At 66.3% G+C, this 26,025-nt stretch carries 25 protein-coding genes; 17 read left to right on the top strand and 8 right to left on the bottom strand.

Going from position 1 to position 26,025, the window contains the following annotated elements; genetic code table 11:
• Both EV191_RS18320 and EV191_RS18315 read right to left on the bottom strand, forming a co-directional pair.
• Positions 1 to 945, bottom strand: coding sequence for a M56 family metallopeptidase (locus tag EV191_RS18320; RefSeq protein WP_132878322.1), 945 nt, complete (start codon positions 943 to 945; stop codon positions 1 to 3).
• Positions 942 to 1,301, bottom strand: coding sequence for a BlaI/MecI/CopY family transcriptional regulator (locus tag EV191_RS18315; RefSeq protein ID WP_132878471.1), 360 nt, complete (start codon positions 1,299 to 1,301; stop codon positions 942 to 944). Before EV191_RS18315 ends, EV191_RS18320 begins: the two co-directional genes overlap by 4 nt.
• 187 nt (positions 1,302 to 1,488) lie before the next feature.
• Between EV191_RS18315 and EV191_RS18310 the strand changes: the two genes are divergently transcribed.
• From EV191_RS18310 to EV191_RS18295, 4 genes are read left to right on the top strand one after another with little or no spacing between them, the layout of a single operon-like run.
• Entirely contained in the window at positions 1,489 to 2,208 is a 720-nt protein-coding gene (locus tag EV191_RS18310; protein WP_243659046.1) for a metal-dependent transcriptional regulator, read from the top strand.
• 12 nt (positions 2,209 to 2,220) lie between these two features.
• Positions 2,221 to 2,523, top strand: coding sequence for an ArsR/SmtB family transcription factor (locus EV191_RS18305; RefSeq protein ID WP_132878321.1), 303 nt, complete (start codon positions 2,221 to 2,223; stop codon positions 2,521 to 2,523).
• Between the two features lie 53 nt (positions 2,524 to 2,576).
• Positions 2,577 to 3,062 carry a RidA family protein gene (locus EV191_RS18300; protein WP_132878320.1) on the top strand — a complete coding sequence of 162 codons (486 nt, stop codon included), beginning with the start codon at positions 2,577 to 2,579 and terminating at the stop codon, positions 3,060 to 3,062.
• Positions 3,059 to 4,003 carry a threonine/serine dehydratase gene (locus EV191_RS18295; RefSeq protein ID WP_132878319.1) on the top strand — a complete coding sequence of 315 codons (945 nt, stop codon included), beginning with the start codon at positions 3,059 to 3,061 and terminating at the stop codon, positions 4,001 to 4,003. Before EV191_RS18300 ends, EV191_RS18295 begins: the two co-directional genes overlap by 4 nt.
• Here the strand turns inward: EV191_RS18295 and EV191_RS18290 are convergent.
• On the bottom strand, positions 3,987 to 5,612 hold the full coding sequence (locus EV191_RS18290) for an FAD-dependent oxidoreductase (protein ID WP_132878318.1): 1,626 nt from the start codon (positions 5,610 to 5,612) through the stop codon (positions 3,987 to 3,989). The genes EV191_RS18295 and EV191_RS18290 overlap by 17 nt on opposite strands.
• 190 nt (positions 5,613 to 5,802) lie before the next feature.
• Here EV191_RS18290 and EV191_RS18285 point away from each other — a divergent pair, with 190 nt between their 5' ends.
• Both EV191_RS18285 and EV191_RS18280 read left to right on the top strand, forming a co-directional pair.
• Positions 5,803 to 6,909: an LLM class flavin-dependent oxidoreductase gene (locus EV191_RS18285; RefSeq protein WP_132878317.1), complete on the top strand. Its 1,107-nt coding sequence runs from the start codon at positions 5,803 to 5,805 to the stop codon at positions 6,907 to 6,909.
• 22 nt (positions 6,910 to 6,931) lie between these two features.
• Positions 6,932 to 7,549 carry an FMN reductase gene (locus EV191_RS18280; protein WP_132878316.1) on the top strand — a complete coding sequence of 206 codons (618 nt, stop codon included), beginning with the start codon at positions 6,932 to 6,934 and terminating at the stop codon, positions 7,547 to 7,549.
• A gap of 119 nt (positions 7,550 to 7,668) precedes the next feature.
• On the opposite strand, the gene EV191_RS18275 is transcribed toward EV191_RS18280, so the two are convergent.
• Positions 7,669 to 8,142 (bottom strand): MerR family transcriptional regulator, encoded by a 474-nt coding sequence (locus EV191_RS18275; protein ID WP_132878315.1) that lies wholly within the window; start codon positions 8,140 to 8,142, stop codon positions 7,669 to 7,671.
• A 76-nt stretch (positions 8,143 to 8,218) separates the two neighbouring features.
• Between EV191_RS18275 and EV191_RS18270 the strand changes: the two genes are divergently transcribed.
• The 4 genes from EV191_RS18270 (at position 8,219) to EV191_RS18255 (ending at position 13,714) form a co-directional block, all read left to right on the top strand.
• Entirely contained in the window at positions 8,219 to 10,039 is a 1,821-nt protein-coding gene (locus EV191_RS18270) for an ABC transporter ATP-binding protein (protein ID WP_132878314.1), read from the top strand.
• Positions 10,036 to 11,784 carry an ABC transporter ATP-binding protein gene (locus EV191_RS18265; RefSeq protein ID WP_132878313.1) on the top strand — a complete coding sequence of 583 codons (1,749 nt, stop codon included), beginning with the start codon at positions 10,036 to 10,038 and terminating at the stop codon, positions 11,782 to 11,784. Before EV191_RS18270 ends, EV191_RS18265 begins: the two co-directional genes overlap by 4 nt.
• Positions 11,785 to 11,847: 63 nt before the next feature.
• Positions 11,848 to 13,050, top strand: coding sequence for an MFS transporter (locus tag EV191_RS18260; protein ID WP_243659045.1), 1,203 nt, complete (start codon positions 11,848 to 11,850; stop codon positions 13,048 to 13,050).
• A gap of 79 nt (positions 13,051 to 13,129) precedes the next feature.
• On the top strand, positions 13,130 to 13,714 hold the full coding sequence (locus EV191_RS18255) for a helix-turn-helix domain-containing protein (RefSeq protein ID WP_132878311.1): 585 nt from the start codon (positions 13,130 to 13,132) through the stop codon (positions 13,712 to 13,714).
• Positions 13,715 to 13,719: 5 nt separating this feature from the next.
• Here EV191_RS18255 and EV191_RS18250 read toward each other — a convergent pair whose 3' ends face one another.
• Together EV191_RS18250 and EV191_RS18245 are read right to left on the bottom strand one after the other, a co-directional pair.
• Positions 13,720 to 14,487 (bottom strand): sulfite exporter TauE/SafE family protein, encoded by a 768-nt coding sequence (locus EV191_RS18250; protein ID WP_132878310.1) that lies wholly within the window; start codon positions 14,485 to 14,487, stop codon positions 13,720 to 13,722.
• Between the two features lies 1 nt (position 14,488).
• Positions 14,489 to 15,319, bottom strand: a complete 831-nt coding sequence (locus EV191_RS18245; RefSeq protein ID WP_132878309.1) for an IclR family transcriptional regulator — start codon at positions 15,317 to 15,319, stop codon at positions 14,489 to 14,491.
• 186 nt (positions 15,320 to 15,505) lie between these two features.
• Between EV191_RS18245 and EV191_RS18240 the strand changes: the two genes are divergently transcribed.
• From EV191_RS18240 to EV191_RS18210, 7 genes are read left to right on the top strand one after another with little or no spacing between them, the layout of a single operon-like run.
• Positions 15,506 to 16,405 (top strand): 5-dehydro-4-deoxyglucarate dehydratase, encoded by a 900-nt coding sequence (locus EV191_RS18240; protein ID WP_279388444.1) that lies wholly within the window; start codon positions 15,506 to 15,508, stop codon positions 16,403 to 16,405.
• 35 nt (positions 16,406 to 16,440) lie between these two features.
• A complete protein-coding gene (locus tag EV191_RS18235) occupies positions 16,441 to 17,730 on the top strand; it encodes an enolase C-terminal domain-like protein (RefSeq protein ID WP_132878307.1) in 1,290 nt (429 codons plus the stop codon).
• A 26-nt stretch (positions 17,731 to 17,756) separates the two neighbouring features.
• Positions 17,757 to 18,776 carry a tripartite tricarboxylate transporter substrate binding protein gene (locus EV191_RS18230; protein WP_165913001.1) on the top strand — a complete coding sequence of 340 codons (1,020 nt, stop codon included), beginning with the start codon at positions 17,757 to 17,759 and terminating at the stop codon, positions 18,774 to 18,776.
• Positions 18,773 to 19,279 carry a tripartite tricarboxylate transporter TctB family protein gene (locus EV191_RS18225; RefSeq protein WP_132878305.1) on the top strand — a complete coding sequence of 169 codons (507 nt, stop codon included), beginning with the start codon at positions 18,773 to 18,775 and terminating at the stop codon, positions 19,277 to 19,279. Before EV191_RS18230 ends, EV191_RS18225 begins: the two co-directional genes overlap by 4 nt.
• A gap of 12 nt (positions 19,280 to 19,291) precedes the next feature.
• Positions 19,292 to 20,809, top strand: coding sequence for a tripartite tricarboxylate transporter permease (locus EV191_RS18220; protein WP_132878304.1), 1,518 nt, complete (start codon positions 19,292 to 19,294; stop codon positions 20,807 to 20,809).
• Between the two features lie 43 nt (positions 20,810 to 20,852).
• The gene (locus EV191_RS18215) at positions 20,853 to 22,397 is read left to right on the top strand and encodes an aldehyde dehydrogenase (NADP(+)) (RefSeq protein WP_132878303.1); all 1,545 of its coding nucleotides are present in this window, start codon (positions 20,853 to 20,855) and stop codon (positions 22,395 to 22,397) included.
• Positions 22,387 to 23,532: an L-talarate/galactarate dehydratase gene (locus tag EV191_RS18210; RefSeq protein ID WP_132878302.1), complete on the top strand. Its 1,146-nt coding sequence runs from the start codon at positions 22,387 to 22,389 to the stop codon at positions 23,530 to 23,532. Before EV191_RS18215 ends, EV191_RS18210 begins: the two co-directional genes overlap by 11 nt.
• 6 nt (positions 23,533 to 23,538) lie before the next feature.
• Here the strand turns inward: EV191_RS18210 and EV191_RS18205 are convergent, their stop codons facing one another.
• Together EV191_RS18205 and EV191_RS18200 are read right to left on the bottom strand one after the other, a co-directional pair.
• Entirely contained in the window at positions 23,539 to 25,176 is a 1,638-nt protein-coding gene (locus EV191_RS18205; RefSeq protein ID WP_132878301.1) for an AMP-binding protein, read from the bottom strand.
• Between the two features lie 131 nt (positions 25,177 to 25,307).
• Positions 25,308 to 26,018 (bottom strand): class I SAM-dependent methyltransferase, encoded by a 711-nt coding sequence (locus tag EV191_RS18200; RefSeq protein ID WP_132878300.1) that lies wholly within the window; start codon positions 26,016 to 26,018, stop codon positions 25,308 to 25,310.
• Positions 26,019 to 26,025: the final 7 nt, after the last annotated feature.

Raw genomic sequence — 26,025 nt, 5'->3', positions numbered from 1 at the left:
TCAGCCAGCCCCGATCGCGAGACAGTAGGCCAGTACGACGCTGATCGCGGCGCCAAGCGCCACCGCGATCGGCGCACAGCTCAGCACGGTGGCCAGGGCGTGGTCGAACTTCGCCGGTAGCCGACCAAGCCCACCCTGCCGACCGTCGAGCCAGCGCAGTCGGGCATCGACGGCGTCGCGGGACATCGCCAGGGCGCTCCGTGGGGCCCCGCGCGCACTCACCGCGAGTAGCCCGGAACGCACCGGAGCGGCACCGTGTTCACGCGCCGCGACCGCGTCCGCGGCGAGCTCGACGAGCACGCTGATCGCCGCTGGCGCCTGACGACAGAACGGCACGAACGGCAATGCGACGGCCATCGCCCGCGCGGCGAGCACCAGCAGATGGTGTCGGCCACGCAAATGGGCATACTCATGCGCGAGAATGGCGGCACGTTCGTCCGGCGGCAACCTGGTCAATCCGGCGGTGGCGATCACCTGGCCCGGTCGACCGCCCACGCTGTAGGCGACTGGTAGATCGTCGGCCAGCCACCAGATGGCGTTGTCTCGCTGGCAGACCGTGTGCAGCAGCCGCAGGTGCGCGCGCCGCCAGCGCCGGTGGCGCAGCGCCAGCCACACCCACACCAGCCCGACCCATGCGGTCAGCCCGAACAGCAGTGCCGCCCCACCAAGGCGCGCGACGTGCGCCCAGATCACCTCACCGCCTGGGCGAACGATGTTGATGCAGCTGGTCGCCATGCCGAACAGGCCGTCCAGCCCGGTACCCCGGGGCAACGCGAGCGCGATCGCCGCGCCAAGACCAGACACCACGAGCAGCAGGAGCGTGCTGACCCAGGCGGCAAGCGCGAATCCCGGCCGCACCCGTGGGGTGACCGTGGCGCGCAGGTATACCGGCCCGAACGCGCCGACCAGCAGTGTTGCCAGCAGTAGGCCAAGTGCGACGGTCATTTCGAACCATCCTGGCGTAGCGCCCGGCGCAGGATCGCGGATTCATCCGGTGAAGCCGACCGCGCAAAGTGCAGGAGCACTCGCTCCGCGTCGCCGCTGGCGTCCAGCACATCCCGCAGCACCCGTGCCCCGGCTTCGGCGCGAGACTCCACGGCGGTATAGACGTAGGCACGACCAGCCCGCGAGCGACGCACCCAGCCCTTGCCGTGCAGATTGTCCAGCACGGTCAGCACGGTGGTGTACGCGAGCGGGCGAGCCGAGGTCAGCGCGTCCAACACATCCCGCACGCGCATCGGTTCGGCAGCGGACCACAGCACGTCCATCACCTTGCCCTCAAGTTCGCCGAGACCGTGCATCACGTCCCATCCTCGAGTTCGTGTCGGCACGCGAGTGCCCTACTACGAGGCAGCATAGTAGTGCCCGGCTCAACCAAGTAGCTGATTGGCCAGGATGAGCAGCCCGACGCCGGCCAGGCGTGCCATATCGTCCATTAAGGACACAGTAAGTTGACCTCTAGTCGACTTGAGGATCCACTATGGCTCAGTGACGACCGACGGCCTGATCAATACGACGGAGATGTATCTCAAGGTCATCCTCGAGTTCGAAGAGGACGGCATCCAGGCACGTCGCGCTCGGTTCGTCGAACGTCTGGGGCAGCGCCCGCCCACGGTGACACAGACCGTGGCACGACTGGAACGCAACGGGCTGGTGGTAACCAGCGAGGCCGGCTACGTCGAGCTGACCACGGCCGGCCGCCGGCACGCGGTCGGCGTGTTGCGTAAACACCGCATCATCGAAGTCCTGCTGGCCGACGTCATCGGTCTCGCCTGGGTCGAGCTGCATGACGAGGCGTGCCGCTGGGAACATGTGGTCTCGGATCGGGTGGAACGGCGGATATTCGAGCTGTGCCACCAGCCGCGACGTGGCCCCTATGGCAATCCAATCCCCGGAACCGCCGAGTTGGGCGCTGGCCCCGTGGCGCCTTCGGGCCAGCCGTGCCGGCCGTTGCCGGAACTGGCCGCGACCGATCACCAAACCGTGTGGTTGGACCTGATCAGCGAGCGAGCCCAGACCGACTCGGGACTGCTCGCGAACCTGCGGGCAACCGGGATCATCCCGGGTAGCCGGTTGTCCGTCCAGCAGGATGCGGGAGGACTCCTCGTAAGCGCCGCTAACGGCGGCCAATTGCTGCTGGCCGAACACCAGTGTGCGGGTCTGTACGGTGTACCCAAACCCGGACTGGACAGAGACTTAGCTAATTAGCATAATGGCTTAATGCTTGACGCTGGACTGTTGCGGGCGCTGGCCAACGAGAAACGGCTGGCGATCCTGACGTGGCTGCGCGATCCGGCCGCGCATTTCCCACCACAACAGGACGGCGATCTGGTAACCGACGGCGTGTGCTCACTGCTCATCGCGGAAAAACTCGGCATCAGTCAGCCGACCTGCGGCGAGCATCTGAAGATACTCAGCCGCGCCGGTCTGATCCACGGCACGAAGATCAAGCAGTGGGTGTTCTACCGGCGTGACGAAGAACGAATCAACCAGGCGAAAGCCCTACTCGGTGGCCACTGGTGAGCACATGAGCGCACCGAGCCCGGCTATCCGCACCATATTGACACGGAGGACCAATGACCGCGACCAACAACTGCGCTAGTCGGCTCGCCGAACTGGGCTTGAGCCTGCCGGAGCCGCCAGCCACGCCCCCGAGCTTCGCGCCGTACAGCCGCGACGGCCAGCTCGTCTACTCCTCGGGCCAGATCGCGGTCCAGGATGGGCAGCTCATCGCGACCGGGCGCCTTGGCGCCGAGATCGATGTGGCCACCGGCCAGGAAGCGGCCAGGGTCTGCGCACTGAGCATTCTCGCGCAACTGGACGCGGCCGCGGGCTCGTTGGATGAGGTGGAACAGCTGCTCAAGGTGACCGTCTTCGTCGCGAGCACCCCGGATTTCACCCAGCAACCACAGGTGGCGAACGGCGCCTCGGACCTGCTGACGGCCGTGCTCGGCGCGGCGGGCGAACACGCCCGGTCCGCCGTTGGCGTTGCCGCGCTGCCACTTGGCACTCCGGTCGAGATCGAAGTGATCGCCCGGCTGCGTACCGGCGCGTCGGTGTGATCAGCTCGTCGGAGATCCAGCGCGCCTACCCGACGCTGAAGCCGTACCTGCGCCGCACCCCGATCCTGCGGCTTGGCCCCGGCGACCTGGGTACGCCCGGTACGCCTGGTTCGGCTGCGACGCTGACGCTCAAACTCGAACAACTGCAGCGGGCTGGGTCGTTCAAGACCAGGGGTGCCTTCGCCAACCTGCTGCTCCGCGAGATCCCGCGCGCTGGCGTGGTCGCGGCGTCCGGCGGAAACCATGGGGCGGCTGTCGCCTATGCCGCACAACAACTCGGTGTCGCGGCGACCATCTTCGTCCCGACGATCTCCGCACCAGCGAAGATCGAGCGGATCGAGAGGTTCGGCGCCAAGCTGGTGGTGGGCGGTGACCGCTACGCCGATGCGCTCGAGGCGGCGCGGCGGCATATCGCGGACACCGGCGCGCTGGACATACCGGCGTTCGATCAACCGGAAACACTGCTCGGGGCGGGCACCCTTGGGCTCGAGCTCGCCGAGCAGACCTCCGAAGTGGATACCGTACTGGTACCGGTCGGCGGGAGTGGCCTGATTGGCGGGATCGCCGCGTACTTCGCTGGATCAGTCAGGGTAATCGGCGTGGAACCCTCTGCGGCACCGACCTTGACCGCCGCCTTGGCGCAGGGTGCACCCACGGACGCGCCCACCGGCGGCATCGCCGCGGACGCGCTCGCACCCAAGCGAATCGGCGAGCTGCCCTTCGATATCGCACGGTCCTTTGTGCACGATGTGGTGCTCGTCGAGGATGCGGACATCCAGCGGGCCCGCACCCTGCTGTGGGAGACCGTGCGGGTGATCGCCGAACCGGCCGCGTCGGTAGGTGTGGCCGCGGTGCTCTCCGGGGCTTACCAACCCGAAGCCGACGAACGAGTAGCCATTGTGGTCAGTGGTGCGAACAGCACGGTTAACTGGCCGGAGTAGGCGGTGCGCCGGCCGCGGCGCGGCCGGCGAGCCACCCCCACGTCAGCGCTAGGCCAAGGGTGAGCCCTGGTGCGATGATGCCGGGGCCGAGCACACTCGCGGCCGCGTTGCCGGCCGCGTACAAACCGGCGATCGGTGTCCCGTCCCAGGCCACCACTTGTCCCCGCACGTCGGTAAGCGGACCACCTTTGGTACCGACCGTGCCACGCCGGATCGGCGCCGCGAAGAACGGTGGCCGTTCGATCGAGCCGAGGTTCGGGTGCGGCGCGCTGGGGTCACCAATCCCGTGGTCGTAGGGCCCCGCACCGCGACCAAAGTCAGTATCCACACCCGTGCCGGCGAGTTGGTTGAATCGCTCGACGGTTGCCAGCAGGCCGGTTTCGTCGATTCCGGCGCGCTGGGCGAGCTCCGCCAGACTGTCCGCCTCGACAAGCCAGTCCGGCGCCGGCTCCGCCGGTGCGACTCCGGCCACGGGCGAACGTTCCCTGAATCGCGCATCGCCGATCACCCATGCCGGCAAGTTGGCCGGCAACAGGGTGCCGGAATCCACATCGGAGAACGCGAGCGCGCAGTTGTGGCTGGACTCGTTGACGAAGCGCTGGCCAGCCCGGTTCACCCAGATCGTATGGGGCCGGCCACGTTCGGCGAGTACGAGTCGTGCGCGCGGACTGCCATCGGACCACGTCTCGCCCGGCACCTGAAACACCGGCCAGAACCAACCCTCTGACGTCCTGGCAAGAGCTGCTCCCGCGGTGGCGGCCAACCGAAGCGCATCGCCGCGATTGACCGGCGGGGACACCGCTAGCGGCGCCACGCCACCGTGCAGCCGAGCGGCCAGTTCACCGTCCCATTCGTATCCCCCGTTGGCGAGCAGCACGGCCCGCCGGGCGCTGACCCGGTGCCGCTGCCCCGAAGCATCGGCGACGGTCACGCCACGTACGCGGTCAGCGTCACGATGCAGCTCCTGCACGCGGCATTGCCGATGAAGCGCGACACCCGCCTCCGTACAGCCGCGCATGAGCCCGACAACCAATCCGAGACCCATCGTGGTCTCGCCGGCGCTAGTTCGACGCTCGATGAGATCCATCGGCAGCCGCGCACCACCCGTCAGATCCAGCTCGCCGATCTCCGCGTTCGTCAGCACCATCGGGTAGGGCGCTGGCCAGACGAGGTCATCCGCCGAACCGAGCTCGGCCAGCTCGACCGGCAGCACTTCGAGGTGCCGGCCGCTTGATCGGCCGCCGGGATGTTCGGCGAACGAATCCGGAATCCCGCAGGCCGACCAGCGCAGCGGCGCGTGCTCCTCGAGGAACCGCGCCATCCGGGGGGCCGCCTGCAGGAACGCCTCGATCAACTCGGGTTCCCGATCCGGGCTGTGCGTGGTGCAGTAGGTGAGGGCGTCGGTATGGCTTTCCGGCACGCCGAACTCGGACATCCGGTGGTTGTTCGGTACCCAGACCTGCCCGCCGGAAATGGCGGTCGCCCCGCCCCAGCGCGGCGCGGCCTCGAACAGAGCTACCTCGGCGCCGGCCACCGCGGCGGACAATGCGGCCGTGAGCCCTGCACCACCCGAGCCGACAACGACGACATCGACTTCGCTTGGCATCATTCGCCCACGATAGGACTCGTTGTCTTGCAAAAACGTGACCGACGTCAGACACGATCCAGTAAACAGACAGCGTTATAAAATGCTGCGGGAGCACTTTCGCGCTAGCTCGGGAATAATCTTCCATGGAAGATTCTTTCAACGAAGAGATAGCCGGACGAGCCGGCATGCGACGGCGAAAGGGAGGTACGCGATGCAGTTCGGGATCTTCTCGGTAAGTGACGTCACGACCGATCCGACCACGGGCGAGACGCCCGATGACACCCAACGGGTCCGGTCGATGCTGACCATCGCCCAACACGCGGACGAAGCGGGCCTGGACGTATTCGCCACCGGCGAGCATCACAACCCGCCCTTCGTGGCATCCTCGCCGACCACGGTGCTCGGCTACCTAGCCGCGGCCACCAAGAACATCATCCTGTCCACCTCGACCACCCTGATCACGACGAATGACCCGGTGAAGATCGCCGAGGACTACGCGATGCTGCAGGTGATCTCCGATGGCCGGATGGACCTGATGCTCGGCAGGGGCAACACCGGCCCGGTGTATCCGTGGTTCGGCAAGGACATCCGGCAGGGAATCCCGCTGGCCATCGAGAACTACGCGCTACTCCGCAGGCTCTGGGAGGAAGAGGTCGTCGATTGGGAGGGTAAGTTCCGCACGCCGTTGCAGGGATTCACCTCGACTCCCCGACCGCTCGATGGCGTACCGCCGTTCGTCTGGCACGGCTCGATCCGCAGCCCGGAAGTCGCTGAGCAGGCCGCGTACTACGGCGACGGCTTCTTTCACAACAACATCTTCTGGCCGATGTCGCACACCAAGCAGATGGTCAACTTCTACCGGCAACGCTACGCGCAGCACGGGCACGGTGCCGCGGACCAGGCCATCGTGGGGCTCGGCGGGCAGACTTTCATGCGCAAGAACTCGCAGGATGCCTGGAACGAGTTCCGCCCCTACTTCGACAACGCGCCGGTGTACGGGCATGGTCCGACGATGGAGGAGTTCACCGCCACCACCCCGCTGACGGTGGGCAGTCCGCAACAGGTCATTGAGCGCTACGCGGGTATGCGTGACCATGTTGGCGATTACCAGCGGCAGCTGTTCCTCGTCGACCACGCCGGACTTCCACTGAAGACGGTTCTTGAACAGATCGACATCCTTGCCGAGGAGGTTGTCCCCGTGCTGCGCAAGGAAATGGCGGACAAGCGTCCCGCGCATGTGCCGGCGGACCCTCCGAGCCATGTTGATCGAGTGGCGATGGCCAACCAGCCGGCGAGCACCCAGCCCACCGGCGCATGAGCACTGGCCCGAAGGGAAGACGATGACGGAACGCAGGATCGCGGTGGTTTCGGCCGGTCTCGGACGACCGTCGTCGACGAGGCTGCTCGCCGATCGGTTGAGCGCGGCCACCACGGCCGAACTCGCCGCCCGCGAACTGTCCAGTTCGGTGGAAACATTCGAACTGCGCGATATCGCGCATGACATCGTCAACGCGATGCTGACCGGGTTCCCCGCCGGTCAGCTCCGCGAGACGTTGGCGGAAATCACTGGCGCGGACGGTTTGATCGCGGTGTCGCCGCTGTTCACCACGAGTTATTCCGGACTGTTCAAGTCCTTCGTGGACATTCTGGAACAGGATTCGCTGAACGGAGTTCCCGTACTGCTTGGCGCGACGGGCGGCACACCCAGGCATTCGCTCGCCCTCGAGTACGCGATGCGCCCGCTGTTCACCTACCTGCACGCTGATGTCGTGCCGACCTCGGTGTTCGCCGCGACGGACGACTGGTCGGGCAACGGTGACCAGGTGAACCCCTTGCCGAAACGGATCCAGCGAGCCGGCGGCGAGTTCGCCGACCGGATCACCCAACGAGTCGGCGCGCACCCGACCGACCCGTTCCAGGATGTGCCCAGCTTCGAGCAAATGCTCCGCGATACCTGACCCGCCCACCCGCAAGATCCCTAAAGATTGCGATCTCAGGACGCCGGCGACCACGACAGACTCGCTCACCTTAAAGAACGCGGTCACGCCCGAACGCGGTTCGATCGTCGCGGAGCGCGCTAGTCGGCAGGTCTGGCGGCGCGGGCGGCGGCGACGAAATCCGCGTTCGCCACCCGTCCTCTCGGCGTGTGTTCGGCGAGTTCGGCATCCAGGTACGGGCACCGCACCATATCGTCGTCGACGCAGTCCAACAGGTGTCCGAGATAATCGGCGGCAATCCGGAGCTGCGCCATCTCGCTCTCCAGCCGGGCGATCTGCTCCCGCACCGTCTGCTGCCAGGTCGCCACATCGGACTCCCCAGCGGCGACCACGGCCGCGGCTTCCAGCGGCATCTTTCCGGTCACGCAGCACAGGTAGGCAACGCCGATACGGCGAAGATCACTCTCGGTATAGCTTCGCCGGTTGCCCTGCCGCGCCGGCAAGTTCAGCACGCCTTGCCGCTCCCACCAGCGCAAGGTCGACGGTGCCAGGCCATACAAGGCGGCGGCGTCACCGATCTGCACGGTCTGCTCGTTCGTCGCGGTAGTTGACATGAAGTCGACTTTACTATGCAAGCTAAGGGCAACCTAACCTCAACATTGGGCGCTGCCCTGGACAGCAAGGAAGTCGATGACAACTGCGATAGAGAACCCGGCGGAGTCCGCTCTGGATCCGCCACCGCAAGCTCCACACGATGCCGAGCTGCCCCCGCGACACGTTGCGACGGACGCCCTTGCCCGGCTGTTCCGTCCGATCCGCAGGCATCTGGTCGGGTGCGCGATCCTTTCCACGCTCGGCTCCGCCGCGGGGTTCGCGCCCTACATCGCGGTCGCGGAGATCGCGCGGGTCGCACTGGCCTCGACCGAGCTTGCCAGTGTCTCGGCCACCTTGTGGACGTGGACCTGGATCGGGATGATCGGCGCCGGGTTACGGCTCGTGCTGGTGTTCGCCTCGTCTCGACTTGGCCACTACGCGGACGCGCGAACCCTGCACGATCTGCGGGTACGCATGATCCGCCAGCTCGGCTCACTGCCACTTGGCTGGTTCCGCGCCAGCGGCTCGGGCGCGGTGAAAAAGCGGATGACCACTGACCTCGAAGATATGCATCTGATCATCGCGCACGCGCTTGGCGAGCTCGTCGGCGCGGCCACCGCGATCACGGTGGGCCTCGGTTATCTCCTGTTCGTTGACTGGCGAATGGCGCTGGTCACGGCTGGCGTACTACTGGTCATGGTCGTCGCGTACCGCATCGCGATGCGGTCGATGAGCACGCATATGAACCGGCTACTCACGGCCGAGGAGCGCATCAGCGCGGCAAGCATCGAGTACGCGGACGGCATCGCGGTGGTCAAAGCCTTCGGCACTGGCGGCCGGATTCTCGAACGATTCAATACGGCGGTACGCCAGCACACCGCGGCACTCGGCGCATGGGCAGCGGAAACCCGCTACAGCACCGCGCTCTCCCGGTTGTGCTCGGCCGAGGTCACGGTGCTCGGCGTGGTCACCATCGCCGGACTAATATTTGTCCACAATGGACACTTGGCGATGGCCGAGCTGATCCCGTTCCTCGTCGTCGGAGTTGGCCTGCCGACATCGATCGATCCCGCCATCCAGGGGTCGCTTGGAGTGCGTAAGGGCCGGGTGGCCGCGGGCAACGTGGACGAGTTGCTTTCTCGTCCGCCACTCCCCGAGCCCGTCCGGCCGGCATCACCACAGGGACATCAGATCGAGCTGGATCGGGTGACCTTCTCCTATGACGGCGTCACCAACGCGGTCGCCGATGTCACCGCGACGTTAGCGCCCGGCACGATAACCGCACTGGTCGGCCCCTCGGGCGCCGGCAAATCCACGATCGCCAGCCTGCTGCCCCGGTTCTACGACGTCACCGATGGCGCGATCCGGATTGGTGGCACCGATATCCGCGATATCCCGACAACCGAGCTGCTGTCATCCATGTCGCTGGTGTTCCAGGACGTCATGCTGCTCAGGGACACCGTTCGGGAAAACATCCGGATCGGCCGACCACTGGCCACCGACGAAGAGGTACAGGCGGCGGCGCGAGCAGCGCGGATTCACGAGGTGATCACCCGGCTGCCGGATGGTTACGACACCGTGCTCGGCGACGGTGGCGGGCTTTCCGGTGGTGAACGCCAGCGGCTGACCATCGCCAGGGCAATCCTTTCCGGCGCGCCGGTGGTCATCCTCGACGAGGCCACCGCATCCCTGGACCCGGACGGCGAAACCGCGGTACAGGCCGCCTTGGCGGAACTGGCCGTCGGCAAGACGGTGATCGTGATCGCGCACCGGCTGCACACCATCTCCGCGGCCGACCAGATCCTCGTCCTCGACGACGGGCAGCTGGCCGAACGCGGTAGCCACGAACAACTACTCGCCCGCAACGGCCGCTACGCGCGCATGTGGGAAGCGCAACTGCACGGGAGGTCGGCGTGATCCTGCGACTCTACGGCTTGGTCCCCCAGCTCGGGCTGATGCTCCGGATCGGCGCGCTCCAAGCGAGCCTGGCCATCCTGCAAGGACTGTTGCTGGGCACGCTCATCCCGATCCTGCGCGCGCTACTGCGGCCCGAGCCGGATTTCGCCGCCGCCACACCATGGTTCCTGCTGGCCGGTATTGGCCTGCTGGTCTACGGCGTACTCGCGGTGATCTCCACACCGATCGCCTTCACGGCCAACATGGAATTCACCGCGAAGCTACGGCACCGGCTGATGAATCACGTCGCCGCGCTGCCACTCGGCTGGTTCACCCAGGAACGGAAGGCACGGTTGGCCCGCGCGGTGACCGCGGACGCGGGAGCCATCGCGCATCTGGCCGTCACCATTGGCGGACCGGCGATCACGGCCACCCTGGTACCGACGACCATCATTGGCGTCACCTTCGCGGTCGACTGGCGGATGGCGCTGCTCTTCCTCACCATCATGCCGATCGCCTTCCTCGCCCTACGTCGGGCCGGCCGGATCGTCTCGATAGCGGACGAGGAGTTGGAGGAAGCGGCCACACATATCGCTGGCAGGGCGATCGAGCTTGGTCAGGCCCAACCCGTGCTGCGCGCGGCAGGGCAGGGCAGCACCGGAACCACCCGTATGCGTGCGGCCCTTGACGAGCACCGGGAAACCTATCGGCGCGGGCTGCGCAAGTCGATGCTGCCCGATCTGACCTACACCGCGGTGGTGATGGGCGGGTTCGCAGCCATCCTGATCGCCGGCATGCTGCTACTCATCGGCGGTGAACTGCCGATCGCGGACCTGGTCGCGCTGTTGGTGCTCGCGGTCCGGTTCCTCGAACCGCTCGGCAACCTGATCGAACTGATCGGTGCGCTGCGTGCCATGGACAACGGGGTCGGCAGGGTGCGCGCGGTACTGAACACCGAACCGCTGCCAACCAGCCCGCGACCGGTCCGCGAGCTCTCCGGTATCGATATCGCGTTGTCCGGGGTCACCTTCTCGTACGGCGGCTCGGCGCGGGCGTTGACCGACGTCACCGCCAATTTCCCGGCGGGCAGCACTACGGCACTGGTCGGGCCGTCCGGTTCGGGCAAGACCACCGTGACCCGGTTGATCGCGCGGTTCTTCGATGTCGATTCGGGCAGCGTGCGAATTGGCGGCACGGACGTCCGCGATTTCGATCCGACCGTGTTGCTGAACGACATCGCGATCGTCTTCCAGGACGTGTACCTGTTCGACGACACCATCGAGGAAAACTTGCGGATCGCGCGCCCGGATGCCAGCCGGACCGAACTCGAGGAGGCGGCCAGGGCGGCCCGGCTGGACGAGGTGCTCAACCGGCTGCCGGCCGGCTGGGCGACCAGGGTCGGCGAGGCCGGCTCCCGACTTTCCGGCGGTGAGCGACAGCGGGTTTCCATCGCACGGGCGTTCCTGAAGCGATCGCGGATCGTCCTCATTGACGAGGCGGCATCCGCGCTCGATCCGGAAAACGAGCGCGCGGTCAGCGATGCGATCGCGGAGCTGGCCAGCGCACCCGACCGCACCGTACTGATCATCGCGCATAAACCGAGCACGCTGCGGGCGGCCGATCAGGTAGTCACGCTGGACGAGGGACACGTTGTGGAGGTTGGCGACCCCACGACACTGCGGGAATCCGGTGGCCTGTTCGCCAAACTGTACGACCAGTACGAGCAGGCCAGGGGCTGGCGCATCATGACCACAGTAGACAACTGATCAGACAACTGATCGGAGACGACCATCACCAGTCCGACGCGAGAAATCGATCACCAACCATGGTTGGCCAGTCGTGTTCAGCGGCTACTTGTCATCGGTTCGCTGTATCTGGTCGCCAACATCGGATACTCGTTCTTTTTCCTGACACTTGGCACCATCCTGTTGGATGGTGGAGCTTCGCTGCAGACCGTGGCCTTGATCAACCTACTCGGTGGCATCTACTTCGGACGATTTCTCGTCGCACCGGTAGTCGATCGATACGGACCACGTCGGCTCGGCCATTACCGAGGTTGGCTGTTGCTCACCCAGTTGGCACTCGTCGGTTTGCTCCTCGGACTCACGACACTGGATCCGATCGGCGACTTGCCCGTGCTTCTGGTGCTGCTCGGTCTGGTCCTGGTTGTCTCGGTACTACATGACACGGCCCTGAACGGTTTCGCGGTGCGCCTGCTCAGGGAATCCGACCGTGGTATTGGCAACGGGATTATCGTCGGTTCGGGTAGCGCGTCGATGCTCATCGGGTCGGGCGGCGCGCTGCTTGGCTACGCGCAGATTGGCTGGACGGGCACGGTACTCGCGCTCGCCGCAGTCTTCCTGCTCCCGCTCACGGTGCTCGCCCGAATCGCCGAACCTCCTGCCGAGCAGGCAACGGGCGCGCGGCGGGCGGCGCCGTGGCGGGCGATCGCCGGCTACTTCCGGCAACCACGGGCTGCGATATGGACCCTGGTGGTGATCCCGCTGTTCGCGATGAGCGAGTGGTTGGCTACCGCGCCCCAGCCGGCGATGCTACTCGGCGCGGGTTGGGACGTGAGTCAGATCGCGGTGACCCAGTCCATCACCACCGTGGTTCAGCTCGGGGCGGTCATTGTGACCGGGCTGGCGATCAGCCGATACGGCCGACGCCGGTCCGGTCTGGTTGCCGGGCTACTGGGGACCGCCTCGGTCGCCGGGCTACTCCCGCTTGCGGCCGGGCATGGTCCACCGCTTATGACGACGATCATCCTGACCTGCGTTGCCATCGCCTACGGCGCCAAACTCACCTGGATATCCACGGTGTCCATGGACCGTGCGCGGAAGTCGTCAGCTTCAACCGACTACACCATCCCGATGTCGATCGAGGGCATCTATGTAGCCGTGGCGAGCTCGGCCGGACTGGGTGTTGCCGGTCTCGTCGGCTTCGGATGGCTCATCGCGATCGCGATGGGATTCGCCATCCTCGGCGCGATCCTGGCACCCGTGTGGTATCGCCGAAACCACATTCTTTAAGGAGCTTGCGGTTCACCGAACGGTCACGGGCGCTATTCGATGCTGGCAAGAGGTGTTGCTGATAGGGCAAAATGGTCGTATGTTCGACGATCTGCATCAGGTGCTCGACACGGTCGGCCCCCGGCTGCGCGCACTACGCCGGCAGCGCGAATTCACCTTGGCCGAGCTGTCCGCTACTACCGGAATCTCGCCGAGTACGCTTTCTCGGCTCGAATCCGGTGACCGTCGGCCGACACTCGAACTGCTGCTGCCGCTAGCCAAGGCATATGGCGTCACGCTCGACGAACTCGTCGACGCACCGCCAACTGGCGATCCGCGCATTCACCTTCGCCCGGTTAACCGGAACGGGATGACGATGCTGCCGCTCACCCGCCGCGCGGGTGGCATCCAGGCCTACAAGCTCATTCTCCGCCCCGATGACCAATCTCGTAGCTCCGAGCCGCAAAGCCACGAAGGCTACGAATGGCTCTACGTCCTCAATGGCCGGTTGCGCCTCATCCTCGGCGAACACGACCTGATACTCACGCCGGGCGAGGCCGCGGAATTCGATACCCGGACGCCACACTGGTTCGGTACCGCGGATACCGAACCAGTCGAATTCCTGGTGTTGTTCGGCAACCAGGGCGAGCGGGCCCACCTGCGCGCCAAGCCACGTCGGCAATGATGGCCCTAGCCGCGCAAGGCACCGATCAGCAGATGCACGGCAAGGCCCAGACCCGCCAGCGCGATCGTCACCCGCAGAGGGCGCTCCGGCAGCCGCCGGACGATGGTAGGGCCGAGCCAGGAACCCACCACACTGCCCGCGGCCAGAAACCCGACGGCTGCCCAGTGCATCGGAACGAGAAAGCAGTACGCCACGGCGGCCGTGAGGTTGGCCGCGCCGGTCGCCATGTTCTTCACCGCATTCGTCACCGCGAGCGGTTCCGTGGCGGATACCGAAAGCACAGCCAGCATCAGCACGCCGGCCCCGGCGCCGAAGTAGCCGCCATAAATCCCGACAAGGAACACCGCGACGGCCAGCGGCAGCGCCGAAGGCGGTCCACGATAGACCGCTCGTCGGTCCGCGGCCCGCCGGATCGGCCCGTTGGCAAGCAACAGCACTGAGCCGAGGGCGATCAACCACGGCACAATCAGCTCGAAGGTCTGCGCCGGCGTGTTCAGCAAGAGTGCTGCACCACCTGCGCCACCAACGCCGGCGAGCGGCAAGAGCCGCAGCAGTCGACGTCCCTGTGCCTTCAACTCCCGCCGGGACCCAACAGCGGCACCCACCGTAGTGGAGAACAGCGCCACGGTGTTCGTCACGTTCGCGGTGATCGGCGGCAGACCAACGGCAAGCAGAGCCGGGTAGCTGAACAGTGACGCGAGACCCGCCATCGAGCCGGCGAGACCAGCCGCGAGCCCCGCGCCCACGAGGAGCGCGGCCGAAGCAGGATCCACGTCAGCCCGCGCCGCCCTGCTCGGATGCCCCGGCAAGATCAACCGGGGCCATTCGCTCGATTGCCAGCCTGGTTCGTTCCATCGCGGCGATGATCTCCGCTACCCGCTCGTCACTGAGCCGGTCGACCGGCACCGAACAGCTGATCGCGTCGGTAGCCGGACTTGTATAGCGCAACGCGAAGCCGAAGCAACGCACCCCGAGATAGTTCTCCTCGTTGTCGATGGCGTAACCGCGCTCGGCAGCCAGTTCGAGGTCATCGACGAGCGCGTCCCGCTCGGTGATCGTGCGCGGGGTGAGCGCCGTGAGCTCAGCGGGCACGTGCGCGAACACGTCGGTGTCCAACCGCTCCGCGAGCAGCGATTTACCCATCGACGTACTGAAGGCCGGCAGCCGACGCCCCACCCTGCTGAACGGGCGCAGGTACTGACTGGATTCCTTGGTTGCGAGGTATACGATGTCGCATCGATCGATTCGTCCGAAGTGGATCGTCTCGTCTAGTGACGTGCTCAGATCGTTGATATGCGGCTGAACGATGCGCAGATACGGATCGGTGTCCAAATAGGTGGTACCGGCGAGCAGCGCGCGGATACCAATGCTGTACTGCGTGCCGCTTGGGTCGGTCCGTACCCAACCGAGGCTGGCCAACGTCCTGATCAACGCGTAAACACTGCTCCGGGGCGCGCCAAGGGCCTCACTCAGTTCCCTGAGTCTGGCCGGCCGGTTCTGCCTGGAGGCAAGTAACTCGAGCAGCTCAACGGTCCGGGCAGCCGACTTGACGCCGCGAACCCCGGTTGCCTGCCGGTCACCATCGGACGCACCTGGCGTTGTCATCGCACCCCGTTCATGGTCACACCCGCTGCCGAGTGCCGCTCGCACCGATCCCTGCCGAACTGTTGACAGGCTATCAACCGGCAAGCCATGCTGCTACACATGGAGCGAGCGTCTACATATGAAGACACATACCCGCACTCGTGGACAGAATCCGCTCAGACGAAGGCCGGTGACACGGCGACCCGGTTGCGTGCCGGGATGTCGTCCGCCGTGCTCTCCTTCCCGCTGACCCCGTTCGACGAAAACGGTGCCGTCGACCTGGTCGCCTTTCGCAAGCACATCCGCGATCAGGTGGCTGCTGGGCCGGGCGCGGTCTTTCCCTGCTGTGGCACGGGCGAATACTTCTCGCTTGCCGAGGACGAGTACGCGGGGCTGGTCGCGGCAGCCGTTGCGGAGACCGCCGGCGCGGTGCCCGTCGTCGTCGGCGTCGGCTACGGCTGGGCGCAGGCCGCGCGCTTCGCCACGATCGCCAGCGACGCCGGCGCCGATGCCGCACTGTTGATGCCGCCGTACCTCATCGACGCGCCACAGCACGGCGTCGTCGAACACATTAGGCGGGTCGCCGCGGCTTCCGAGCTACCACTGATCGTCTACCAGCGAGGCCAGTTGCGCCTGAGCGCGGAGGCGATCTCGGCGCTCGCGGATATTCCCACCGTGATCGGGATCAAGGACGGGCACGGCGACCTGGACCAGCTGCAACGGCTGAAACTGGCGGCGCCGCGCGAATGGCTGTTCTTCAACGGCGTGGCGACCGCGGAAATGCAGGCCCGCCAGTATCGCGCCATCGGGGTATCGGCTTATTCGTCGGCGGTACACGCCTTTGCCCCGGAAATCTCGCATGCCTTCTTCAACGCGCTGCGCGCAGGCGAGTCGGCGCGTGTGGAGACCCTACTCCGAGAGTTCTATCTCCCCCTGGTCGAGCTCAGGGACAAGGGCACCGGCTACGCGGTCTCCCTGGTCAAGGCCGCCGCCCGGCTGCGCGGACACCAGGTCGGTTCGGTGCGCGCCCCACTCGCCGACCCACCCCCGGATCACACCTCGGCACTTCAGTCGATTGTGGACGCCGGTGTAAAACTCGTCTCCTGAGAGCTCCCTGACCCACCAGCACAGAGGAAGCATTCATGGCTCGTCCCATACCACGAATCGTGCGGGCATCCGCCACACCTATTCTGATCGGCGATCCGCCGTTGCTCAATGTGCTCGGCGTGCACCAGCCCTACACGCCACGCTGTATCGTCGAAGTGGAAACCGACGAAGGCGCGATCGGCGTCGGCGAAACCTACGGGGATACCGAATACCTCACCCTGGCCACGACATTGGCTGAGTCAGTCGTCGGTCAACCCGTAACCGCGCTGAACGGGCTCACCGACCTGGCCTATTCGGCTGCCGGACTCGCTGACGACGCAGCCGCCGAGTTCGACCCCGCCGGGCTGCGCGGGCGCCGCACCAAGACGAAACTCGTGCGCAGCGTAGTGTCGGCGTTCGAGATCGCCAGCCTGGACGCGCTGGGCACCACGCTTGGCCTGCCGGTGCACGCGCTGCTTGGCGGCAAGGTGCGGGACGCCGTCGAGTACAGCGGTTATCTGTTCTATCGCTGGGCGAACCATCCGGTCGACGCGGCTCCGGTGGATGACTGGGGCGCCGCCCTCGACCCGGAAGGGGTGGTGGCGCAGGCGAAGCGGTTCGCGACGGACTACGGATTCGGTTCCTTCAAACTCAAGGGCGGTGTCTTCCCGCCTGACGAGGAGATTGCCGCGATCAAGGCGCTCGCGCGGGCATTTCCCGGTCAACTGCTACGCCTCGATCCCAATGGTGGCTGGACGGTAGCGACGTCCGTCCGAGTCGCGAACGACCTGGACGGCACCCTCGAGTACCTGGAGGATCCCACCCCAGGGGTCACCGGTATGGCCGAGGTGCGCCACCGAACCGGAGCACTGCTCGCCACCAATATGGTGGTCACCTCGTTCGAGGAAATCCCCGCGGCGTTCGCCGCCGATGCCGTCCAGGTCGTACTCTCCGATCATCACTACTGGGGCGGGCTGACCGCGACCAGGGAACTCGCCGCGCACTGCCGGACCTACGGCGTCGCCCTTTCCATGCATTCGAACACCCATCTCGGGATCAGCCTCGCCGCCATGACGCACGTCGCCAGTGTCGTTCCGGAGCTGCGTTACGCCTGCGATACCCATCGGCCGTGGCAGACCGAGGATGTGATCACTGAACCGCACGTCTTCCGAAACGGCGCGGTCGACGTATCCGACTCCCCTGGCCTCGGCGTCGAGCTGGACCGCGACGCGCTGGCCACTCTGCACGAACGCTGGCAACGCATGGACGCCCGGGACCGGGATGACGTAGCCGCGATGCGTATCGCCGAACCGGAATGGACCCAGCCGCCGTTACCGCGCTGGTGACCGCAAGGTTCCACAGTGGAGGATCAATGTTGATTTCTCATCATCTTCGACGGCCGGCGCGACTCGGCAGACTCACCGGAACCGCACTGGCCTGCACGGCCTTGCTCGCAACCGGCTGCACGGTTTACGGCGGCAGCAATGGCACCGGGACCGGCGAGTTTCCCAACCGACCGGTCGAGTTCACCGTACCGACCGAACCGGGCGGCAGTTCCGACCTGGTGACACGGGCACTGGCACGCAGCACCGAAGAACACCTCGACGGCACGACCATCGTGGTGAACAAACCCGGCGCCAACGGCAAGGTGGCCGGCAACTCGGTGTTCCGTAGCGAACCCGACGGGCACCGCGTAGCGGTCATGCCGCAATCGCTGTTCTCCATCGGTCCGCTCGTGGTTGACGACCCGGAACCGATCGAGCTTTCCGATATGACGTTTATCAAGGGTCTGACGATCGAGGACTACGTGCTCGTCGTCCCCGCTGGCTCCCCGCACCGGGACCTGGACGACCTCCTCGGCCAGGATCGGCTCAACTACGGCACCGCGGGAGCGGGTACCGGCGGTCAGCTTGCGCAGGCTCTGCTCTTCGGCTTCACCGACGTGCCGGCGGCCGATATTCCCTTCGACGGCGGCGGTCCGACCATGACGGCGGTGCTCGGTGGACAGGTCGATGTCGCCGCACTGCACCCCGCCGAGGTGATGCCGCAGATCGAGGCCGGTGGGCTGCGCCCGATCATCGTGTTCTCGGATGAACGCCTGGACGCACTGCCCGACACTCCCACGGCCGTGGAATCCGGATACGACGTCGTCGTCGACCAGCGCCGGTTCCTCGCGGCACCGGCCGGACTGCCCGACAAACTGGTCGACCGGCTCGGCGCGGCCGCGGACAAGGCCACAGTGGACAACGAGTACGAGACGATCCTCGAGAACAACTACATTCGGCAGTGGAATGCGGAATCGGCCGAAGTGGAAAGCCAGCTGAGCGAGAGCAGGCAACGCTATGCCACCCTGAGCCGCGAGCTCGGCGTTGACCTTGGTGGACAGTCGTGAGCGCGCCAGAAACCCGGGATAACAAGGATGACGACGTCCCAGTAATCGAGGTGTCCGCTCGGTACGCACGCCGGCAGAACGTGGTCGCCGCGCTGGTGGTGCTGCTCATCGGCGGCGTGGCCGCGGCCCTGTCCGCGCGACTCGGCGTGGGTAACCTCGCCGAACCTGGCCCCGGCCTGTGGCCGCTTGCGGTCAGCGTGGTGATCATCGCCTTCGCGGCCGTCCTGCTGCTGCAATCCCGGCAGCAGGGCGATGAGCAGCGTTTCACTCGCGAATCGCTGATCGTGGTCGTCGCGGTCGGCTCGCTGATCGGCTACGCGCTGCTCTTCGAACGCATCGGCTTCGAGGTGCCGACCATCGCACTGCTGCTGCTCTGGATCAGAGGGCTCGGTCGACAGCCGTGGTTGACCTCGATCACCGTCTCCGTTGGCTCCTGCGCGGTCATCTATGTGCTGTTCATTTCCGCGCTCGGCGTTCAACTACCCCATATCGTGGCTTTCTGAACGGGGCCTGTCATGGACTTTCTCACTCCCGTGCTCGAAGGCTTCGGCGTGGCGCTGCAGCCGATGAACCTGTTGTTCTGCCTCATTGGCGTCACGCTCGGCATGTTCGTCGGTGTGCTACCCGGACTCGGGCCGGCGGCCTCCATCGCGATTCTGCTGCCGATCACCTACAACTTCGACGAGACCGCGGCGATCATCATGCTCGCCGGGATCTTCTACGGCGCGCTGTACGGCGGGACGATCACCGCGGTACTACTGCGGTTGCCGGGCGAAGCCTCCAGCGCGGTGACCGCGCTGGATGGGTACGCGATGGCCCGCGACGGTCGGGCGGGGACCGCCCTCGGCATCGCCGCGATCTCGTCGTTCATCGGTGGCACCGTGGCCATCATCGCGCTGACCTTCATCGCACCGGTAGTAGCAGGTTTCGCGCTCGACTTCGGCCCACCGGAGTTCACCGCGTTGGCGCTGCTCGGCATTCTGATGGTCGCGACCCTGGGCTCCGGTTCAGCGGTCAAGAGCGTGGTGGCCGCGGCGCTCGGTCTGCTGCTCGCGAGTATCGGCCAGGACCCGTTGATCGGCACCGGCCGGCTGAACTTCGGTTCGGACCAGCTCTTCGATGGCATCCCGTTCGTGATCGTCGCGATGGGACTCTTCGGTGTCGGCGAGATCCTGTACAACATGGAATCGGTGCGCAACGCGCGCGCCAAGATTCCCGACGTCGGCCGCGTCTACCCAAGCAGGGCCGACCTGCGCCAGTCCCGGGGTGCGATGTCTCGCGGATCCGTGGTCGGATTCGTCCTTGGCGTGCTTCCCGGCGGGGGCGCGGTGATGTCCTCGATGGTGTCCTACGCGGTGGAAAAACGCGTCTCGCGCAAGCCGAGACTGTTCGGCAAGGGCGCCATCCAAGGCGTCGCCGGCCCCGAGACGGCTTCGAACGCAGCCGCGTCCTCGTCAATGATTCCGTTGCTATCACTGGGAATTCCCGCCAACGCGTCGATGGCGGTGATCTTTGGAGCGCTGCTGCTGCAGGGCATCACACCGGGGCCGCTGCTCGTCGAGGACCGACCGGATCTGTTCTGGGGCGTGGTGAATTCCATGTACCTGGGCAACATCCTGCTGGTACTGATGTGTCTGCCGCTGATCGGCCTGTTCGTACGCATCGTGCGCATCCCGGTCGGCGTCCTCGCACCGGTCGCGCTCATCATCACCCTTGTCGGGGTGTACACGGTCCGGATGAGCGTGTTCGACATGTTCCTGATGATCGCGCTCGGCGTCGCGGGCTATCTGATGAAGAAAACCGGGTTCGAGCCGGCACCACTGGTGCTCGCGTTCATCCTCGGCGGCATTCTCGAATCCGCGTTCCGCCGCTCGATGCGCACCTTTGACGGCCAGCTCACCGGATTCCTCGGCGAGCCGATCGCGGCCACGCTGCTTGCCGCGACAGTCGGCCTCATCGTGTTCACGATCCTGAAAGCACTGCGTGCGAAACGCGCGAAACACCAGCCCACCAACGAAACCACGCCGGTCTGATGGCGACGAAGCGAACCCGGCACAACCACGGAAGGAGCAACTGGTGACCGAGGTGCTGAGCACCAACCCGCGCACCGGGACAGCAGTGCACACCGGCCAACGGAACACATCGCCAACCGAGGTCGACGCGATCGTCCGGCTAGCCAGGACAGCGGCCGTCGATCTCGAGCGAGGTGGTAGGGCATGGCGCGCTGAACTGCTCGAGGCGATGGCGGCAGGATTGGAAACCAGCCGCGCCGATATCGTGTCGATCGCGGATGAGGAGACCGCGCTCGGCGAGGCCCGTCTCAACGGCGAGCTCACCCGCACCTGCTACCAGCTGCGACTGTTCGCCGAGGTACTCGCGGACGGCGCCTACCTCGAGGCGACCATCGACCATGCCGGCGATACCCCGATGGGACCGCGCCCTGACCTTCGGCGAATGCTGCTTCCCCTTGGTCCGGTCGCGGTCTTCGGGGCGAGCAACTTCCCGCTCGCGTTCTCGGTTCCCGGTGGCGATACCGCATCCGCGCTCGCCGCGGGCTGTCCAGTGATCGCCAAGGTGCACGAATCGCATCCGCGTACCTCGGAGCTCTGCGCGAACACACTGCGCGCGGCCGCGGCTTCGGTGGGCGCGCTGGAAGGCACCATCAGCGTGGTGTACGGCCGATCGGCAGGTATCCACCTGGTCAGCCATCCGGATATCACCGCGGTCGGCTTCACCGGATCGGTCGCCACCGGCAGAGCGCTACTCGCCGCGCTGAACACGCGCCCGGATTCCATCCCGTTCTACGGCGAGCTGAGCGGCGTGAATCCCCTGGTGGTCACCGAGCACGCAGCTGAGCAGCGACCCGCGGAGATAGCCGCGGGGCTCGCGGGGTCCTATTTGCTCGGTGGTGGCCAGTTCTGCACCAAGCCCGGAATCGCCTTCCTGCCCGCGACCCCGGCAGGCGACCAGCTCGTGGAGGATCTGCGCGGCTCGGTTACCCCAGCCGAGGCACCAGTGCTCCTCAACGAGAACATCCGGTCGTCGTTTGTGGACGGATCAGCGCGGCTGCGGAACATGCCTGGCACCCGGGTGCTCGCCGAGGGATTGGCGCCCGAAGGTACCGGGTTCGCCGTTCAGCCAATGCTGCTCGGGGTGGAAATCGGGCAACTCACCGACGAGCTCACCGAAGAGTGCTTTGGTCCATTGCTCGTCGTGGCACGCTATCGGGATACCGCGGAACTCACCTCCGCACTCGCGCGCCTGGCTCCCTCGCTGACCGCGACGATCCACACCGGGATACCGGAGCCGGGGCTGCCAGCCGAGGTACTGGACGCCTTGCGAGACACCGCTGGCCGGCTGATCTTCAACGGGTTTCCCACCGGGGTCGCGGTTACCTGGGCACAGCATCACGGCGGCCGGTGGCCGTCCAGCAACTCACTGCATACCTCGGTCGGGCCGACCGCGATCCGCCGCTTCCTACGGCCTTTCGCCTGGCAGGACGCGCCACGGTGGGCGCTACCGAACGAGCTACGGGACGAGGAGCAGGACATCGTCCGCAGGGTGGACGGAACGCTACACCTGCCCGGCTCCACCATGAAGGAGAATCCAGGTGACCAGTGATGGCACGGATCCGATCAGCTCCGTTCGACTGTCCCTCATCCATCTTCCGTTGCGCGCGCCGATCAGTGACGCGAAGGTTCTGACCGGTCGCCAGCGCCCGCTGACTCGCCTCGCGATTCTCCTCGCGGAGATCGCCACCGAGGGCGGGCAGCGCGGACTCGGGTTCAGCTACTCGAAACGCGCGGGTGGCGATGGCCTCTACGCGCACGCCGCGGAGATCGCGCCCGAACTGATTGGGCAGGACGCGAACGATATCGCCCGCTTGTGGACGAAGCTGGTCTGGGCCGGCGCTTCGGTCGGCCGCAGTGGCCTGGCCACCCAGGCAATCGCCGCGCTGGACATCGCATTGTGGGACCTGAAGGCACGCCGTGCCGATCTGCCACTCGCCAAACTGCTCGGCGCGCATCGGGATGGTGTCCCCTGCTACAACACCTCCGGTGGTTTCCTGTCCACACCGCTACCCGAAGTTCTGGACAATATCGACGCCACCCTCGGGCGCGGTATCGGCGGGATCAAGATCAAGGTCGGCCAGCCAGCCGCCACGGCGGATCTGGATCGCGTGGAGACGGTCCGCGCGCATCTCGGCGACCAGGTCGCGCTGATGGTCGACGCGAACCAGCAGTGGGACCGGGCACGCGCCCGGCGAATATGCCGAGACCTGGAGCGATTCGATCTGACCTGGATCGAGGAACCGCTCGACGCCTACGACGCGCGGGGGCATGCCACGCTCACCGAGCGGTTCGACACGCCAATCGCGACCGGCGAGATGCTGACCAGCGTCGCCGAACACTGGGAGCTGATCCGGCTCGGCTCGGCTGACGTCCTCCAGCCGGATGCGCCGAGAGTCGGTGGCATCACCCCATTCTTACGTATCATGACGCTTGCCGAGCACCACAATCTGTCGCTTGCACCGCATTTCGCGATGGAGATCCATCTACACCTCGCCGCCGCCTACTCGGGCACGACTTGGGTGGAACACTTCGAATGGCTGGAGCCGCTGTTCGAGGAACGGCTCGATCTGCGCGATGGCCGGATGCGCATACCGAACCGCCCCGGCCTTGGCCTGACGATCAGCAACCGGGTCGCCGACTGGACGGTGCACGGCACCACCATCAACACCCGCGCTGATCACTAGCACACGCTAACCAGTTCCCGCCCGATCGCGGAGTTTGAACCGCTGAATCTTGCCGCTCGGCGTCTTCGGCAGCTCGTCGACCATGTGCACCGTTCGCGGATAGGCATGCGCCGCGTACTCGCGTTTGACCAGCTGCTGTAGCTCCTGTTCGAGCTCGGACGAAGCCTGCGCGCCAGCGCGCAGTACGACGTAGGCGACCAGAACCTCACCGCGCAGTTCATCCGGTGCGCCTACGACCGCCGCCTCAGCCACCAGTTCGTGGCGGGCCAGCACGCTCTCCACTTCGAACGGTCCGATGCGGTAGCCGGCCATGATGATCACGTCATCGTCGCGCGAGGAGAAGTACAGCCGGCCGTCGGCATCCTGTGCCGCCGTATCACCGGTGAGGTACCACCGCTTGTCCGCGGTGAAGCGTTCGGCCGTGCGGTCTGGCTGACCCTGGTAACCCGGGAACCACAACAGCGGGCTCTGGCTGGTGTCGATCGCCAGTCGACCAACCTGGCCAGGGGGCAGGACCTCGTCGGCGTCGTCCGCGAGCACCGCACACGACCAGCCAGGCAATGGATACCCCATCGAGCCGGGTACCACAGGTTCGCGCAGCTCGGCCCGCCAAGCATTGCCGACCACCATGCCCAGCTCCGTCTGCCCGTAGTGATCGCGCACCTCGATACCCAGCCTGTCCCTGGCCCAACTCACCACTTCCGGGGTCAGCGGCTCCCCCGCGGACGAGGCACGGCGCAGCGGCAACGACCGTTCATCCGCCGCTGGTTCGGCACGCAACGCCCGATAGATCGTCGGGGCCGCGGCGAAGTTGGTGACCCCGAACGCATCCAGCACACGCCAGGTCAGCTCCACCGAGAACCCCGCGTGCAGCAGAATGCTGGTGCGGCCGAGCGCGAGCGGGCCGAGCAGGGCGTAGTACAAACCGTACGCCCACCCTGGATCGGCCGCGTTCCAGAAAACGTCCTCGGGGCGCAGGTCAACGGCATCGAGCAGGTATCGCTCGATCGAGGCGAGCGCACGTATCGGCACCGGAACCGGTTTCGGCGCCCCCGTCGTGCCACTGGTGAACAGCAACAGCAGTAGCCCGTCCGCGCCGACGCTGACCGGCTCGGCTTGGCTGTCGGCTGGCGCGGCGGCAAGCAGGTCCGCGAACAGGGTGCACCCGGGGGCCTCCGGTCGTTCGCCGCCTACCTGGATCACCTGCCAGTCGGCCGCCGCCCCGGTGTCGGCCGGCAACAGCTTCGACGTCTGGTCGGCATCGGCGATCACCACCGCTGCGCCACTGCCGACCAGCCGAACCTCGATCGCTGGGCGCGCGAAGGCGGTGAACAGCGGCACATGCACGGCGCCAAGTCGCCAGATCCCCAGCAGCACCGCGGGTAGATCCGCGGATTTGCCCATCAACACGCCTACCGCGTCCCCGGCACGGATACCCATTTCGGACAGTGCGTAGGCGACCTGTCGAGAGCGCCGCGCGAGCTCGGCGAAGGTCACCTCGCGCGTCGCGAGATCGGCATCCACGACCCGAAAGGCCACGTCCTGCCCGGCATGCCGATCGCAGAGCAACCAGGCCGCACACGCGTCCGTGGCTCGGTACTCGGCTCCCGAATTCCCCGCGATCGTGCTCGCGTCCTCGTTCATCCCGCCTCGACTCCTTCGTCGTGTGCTACCGCGCCCTGGCTGCCTCGAGTATCCACTGACGCACGTCGAGAACCGAGACCTCGCTGTCCGGAAGTTCGGTTGAGCACCGGAACCGTGGAGTGCCAGCGGGCTCAGTCGCGCGGGTCCGGAATAGCCCGAATGGCGAGAAATCCGGCGGGTTCCTGAGTCAGCCGCGCGTATGCTTCGGGGTACAACTCGGCCGATTCCGGCCGGGGGCGCGGCTCGCGCAGGCGCTCGAGCAAGAAGCCGGCCGCGGACAGCTCGGCACAGGTCTGCTCGAGCGGCGCGAGCCATTGCCGGACTCGCCAGCCCATGCTCCACACCTCCTCGACCACCCGTGGCTCGAAGTAGTTGCCGCCATGGCGCAACCATTCGCCGGTGGGATGCATCCGGGACAGTACGAGGGCGCCGTCCGGGCGCAGCACCCGCCGCAACTCCCGCAGCACGCTCACCCGGTCATCCAGATACTCCAGCGCGAGCGCGAAAAGCACCAGGTCGACCGAATCATCCGGCAACCAGTCGAGCGGATCGGCGAGATCGTGCACGCGAAACTCCGCCGCCGGCACACTGTCGCGCGCCAGTTCGACCATTCGCGGGCTGTTGTCCAGGCCGACTACCTTCGCTCCCCTGTCCACCAACTCCCCGGCGTACAGGCCGGGCCCGCATGCCGCGTCGAGGACGGTTCGGCCGCTGACCGAACCGAGGAGTTCCAGACAGGCTGGCCGGTCGTAGTGCGCGTTGTAGAAGCCATCGCGCGCGTGGTCGAGAAATTCGTCGGCGAACTCGTCGTACTGTGGGGCGGAACCCACTTCATCGGCCATTCGGCAC

It is taken from the genome of Tamaricihabitans halophyticus, from assembly GCF_004340875.1.
In the GTDB taxonomy this organism is placed as follows: Bacteria; Actinomycetota; Actinomycetes; order Mycobacteriales; family Pseudonocardiaceae; genus Tamaricihabitans; species Tamaricihabitans halophyticus.
The sequence above is the reverse complement of the archived record's forward strand: the minus strand, read 5'-3'. Positions and strand labels throughout refer to the sequence as shown.

Bases quoted from the DNA above. Each gene is read 5' to 3' on its own strand.
- EV191_RS18275 (WP_132878315.1), bottom strand. From the start codon at position 8,142: ATGTCAACTACCGCGACGAACGAGCAGACCGTGCAGATCGGTGACGCC.
- EV191_RS18285 (WP_132878317.1), top strand. From the start codon at position 5,803: ATGCAGTTCGGGATCTTCTCGGTAAGTGACGTCACGACCGATCCGACC.
- EV191_RS18255 (WP_132878311.1), top strand. From the start codon at position 13,130: ATGTTCGACGATCTGCATCAGGTGCTCGACACGGTCGGCCCCCGGCTG.
- EV191_RS18300 (WP_132878320.1), top strand. From the start codon at position 2,577: ATGACCGCGACCAACAACTGCGCTAGTCGGCTCGCCGAACTGGGCTTG.
- EV191_RS18270 (WP_132878314.1), top strand. From the start codon at position 8,219: ATGACAACTGCGATAGAGAACCCGGCGGAGTCCGCTCTGGATCCGCCA.
- EV191_RS18315 (WP_132878471.1), bottom strand. From the start codon at position 1,301: ATGCACGGTCTCGGCGAACTTGAGGGCAAGGTGATGGACGTGCTGTGG.
- EV191_RS18220 (WP_132878304.1), top strand. From the start codon at position 19,292: ATGGACTTTCTCACTCCCGTGCTCGAAGGCTTCGGCGTGGCGCTGCAG.
- EV191_RS18245 (WP_132878309.1), bottom strand. From the start codon at position 15,319: ATGACAACGCCAGGTGCGTCCGATGGTGACCGGCAGGCAACCGGGGTT.
- EV191_RS18200 (WP_132878300.1), bottom strand. From the start codon at position 26,018: ATGGCCGATGAAGTGGGTTCCGCCCCACAGTACGACGAGTTCGCCGAC.
- EV191_RS18235 (WP_132878307.1), top strand. From the start codon at position 16,441: ATGGCTCGTCCCATACCACGAATCGTGCGGGCATCCGCCACACCTATT.
- EV191_RS18205 (WP_132878301.1), bottom strand. From the start codon at position 25,176: ATGAACGAGGACGCGAGCACGATCGCGGGGAATTCGGGAGCCGAGTAC.
- EV191_RS18290 (WP_132878318.1), bottom strand. From the start codon at position 5,612: ATGATGCCAAGCGAAGTCGATGTCGTCGTTGTCGGCTCGGGTGGTGCA.
- EV191_RS18280 (WP_132878316.1), top strand. From the start codon at position 6,932: ATGACGGAACGCAGGATCGCGGTGGTTTCGGCCGGTCTCGGACGACCG.
- EV191_RS18230 (WP_165913001.1), top strand. From the start codon at position 17,757: ATGTTGATTTCTCATCATCTTCGACGGCCGGCGCGACTCGGCAGACTC.
- EV191_RS18305 (WP_132878321.1), top strand. From the start codon at position 2,221: ATGCTTGACGCTGGACTGTTGCGGGCGCTGGCCAACGAGAAACGGCTG.
- EV191_RS18320 (WP_132878322.1), bottom strand. From the start codon at position 945: ATGACCGTCGCACTTGGCCTACTGCTGGCAACACTGCTGGTCGGCGCG.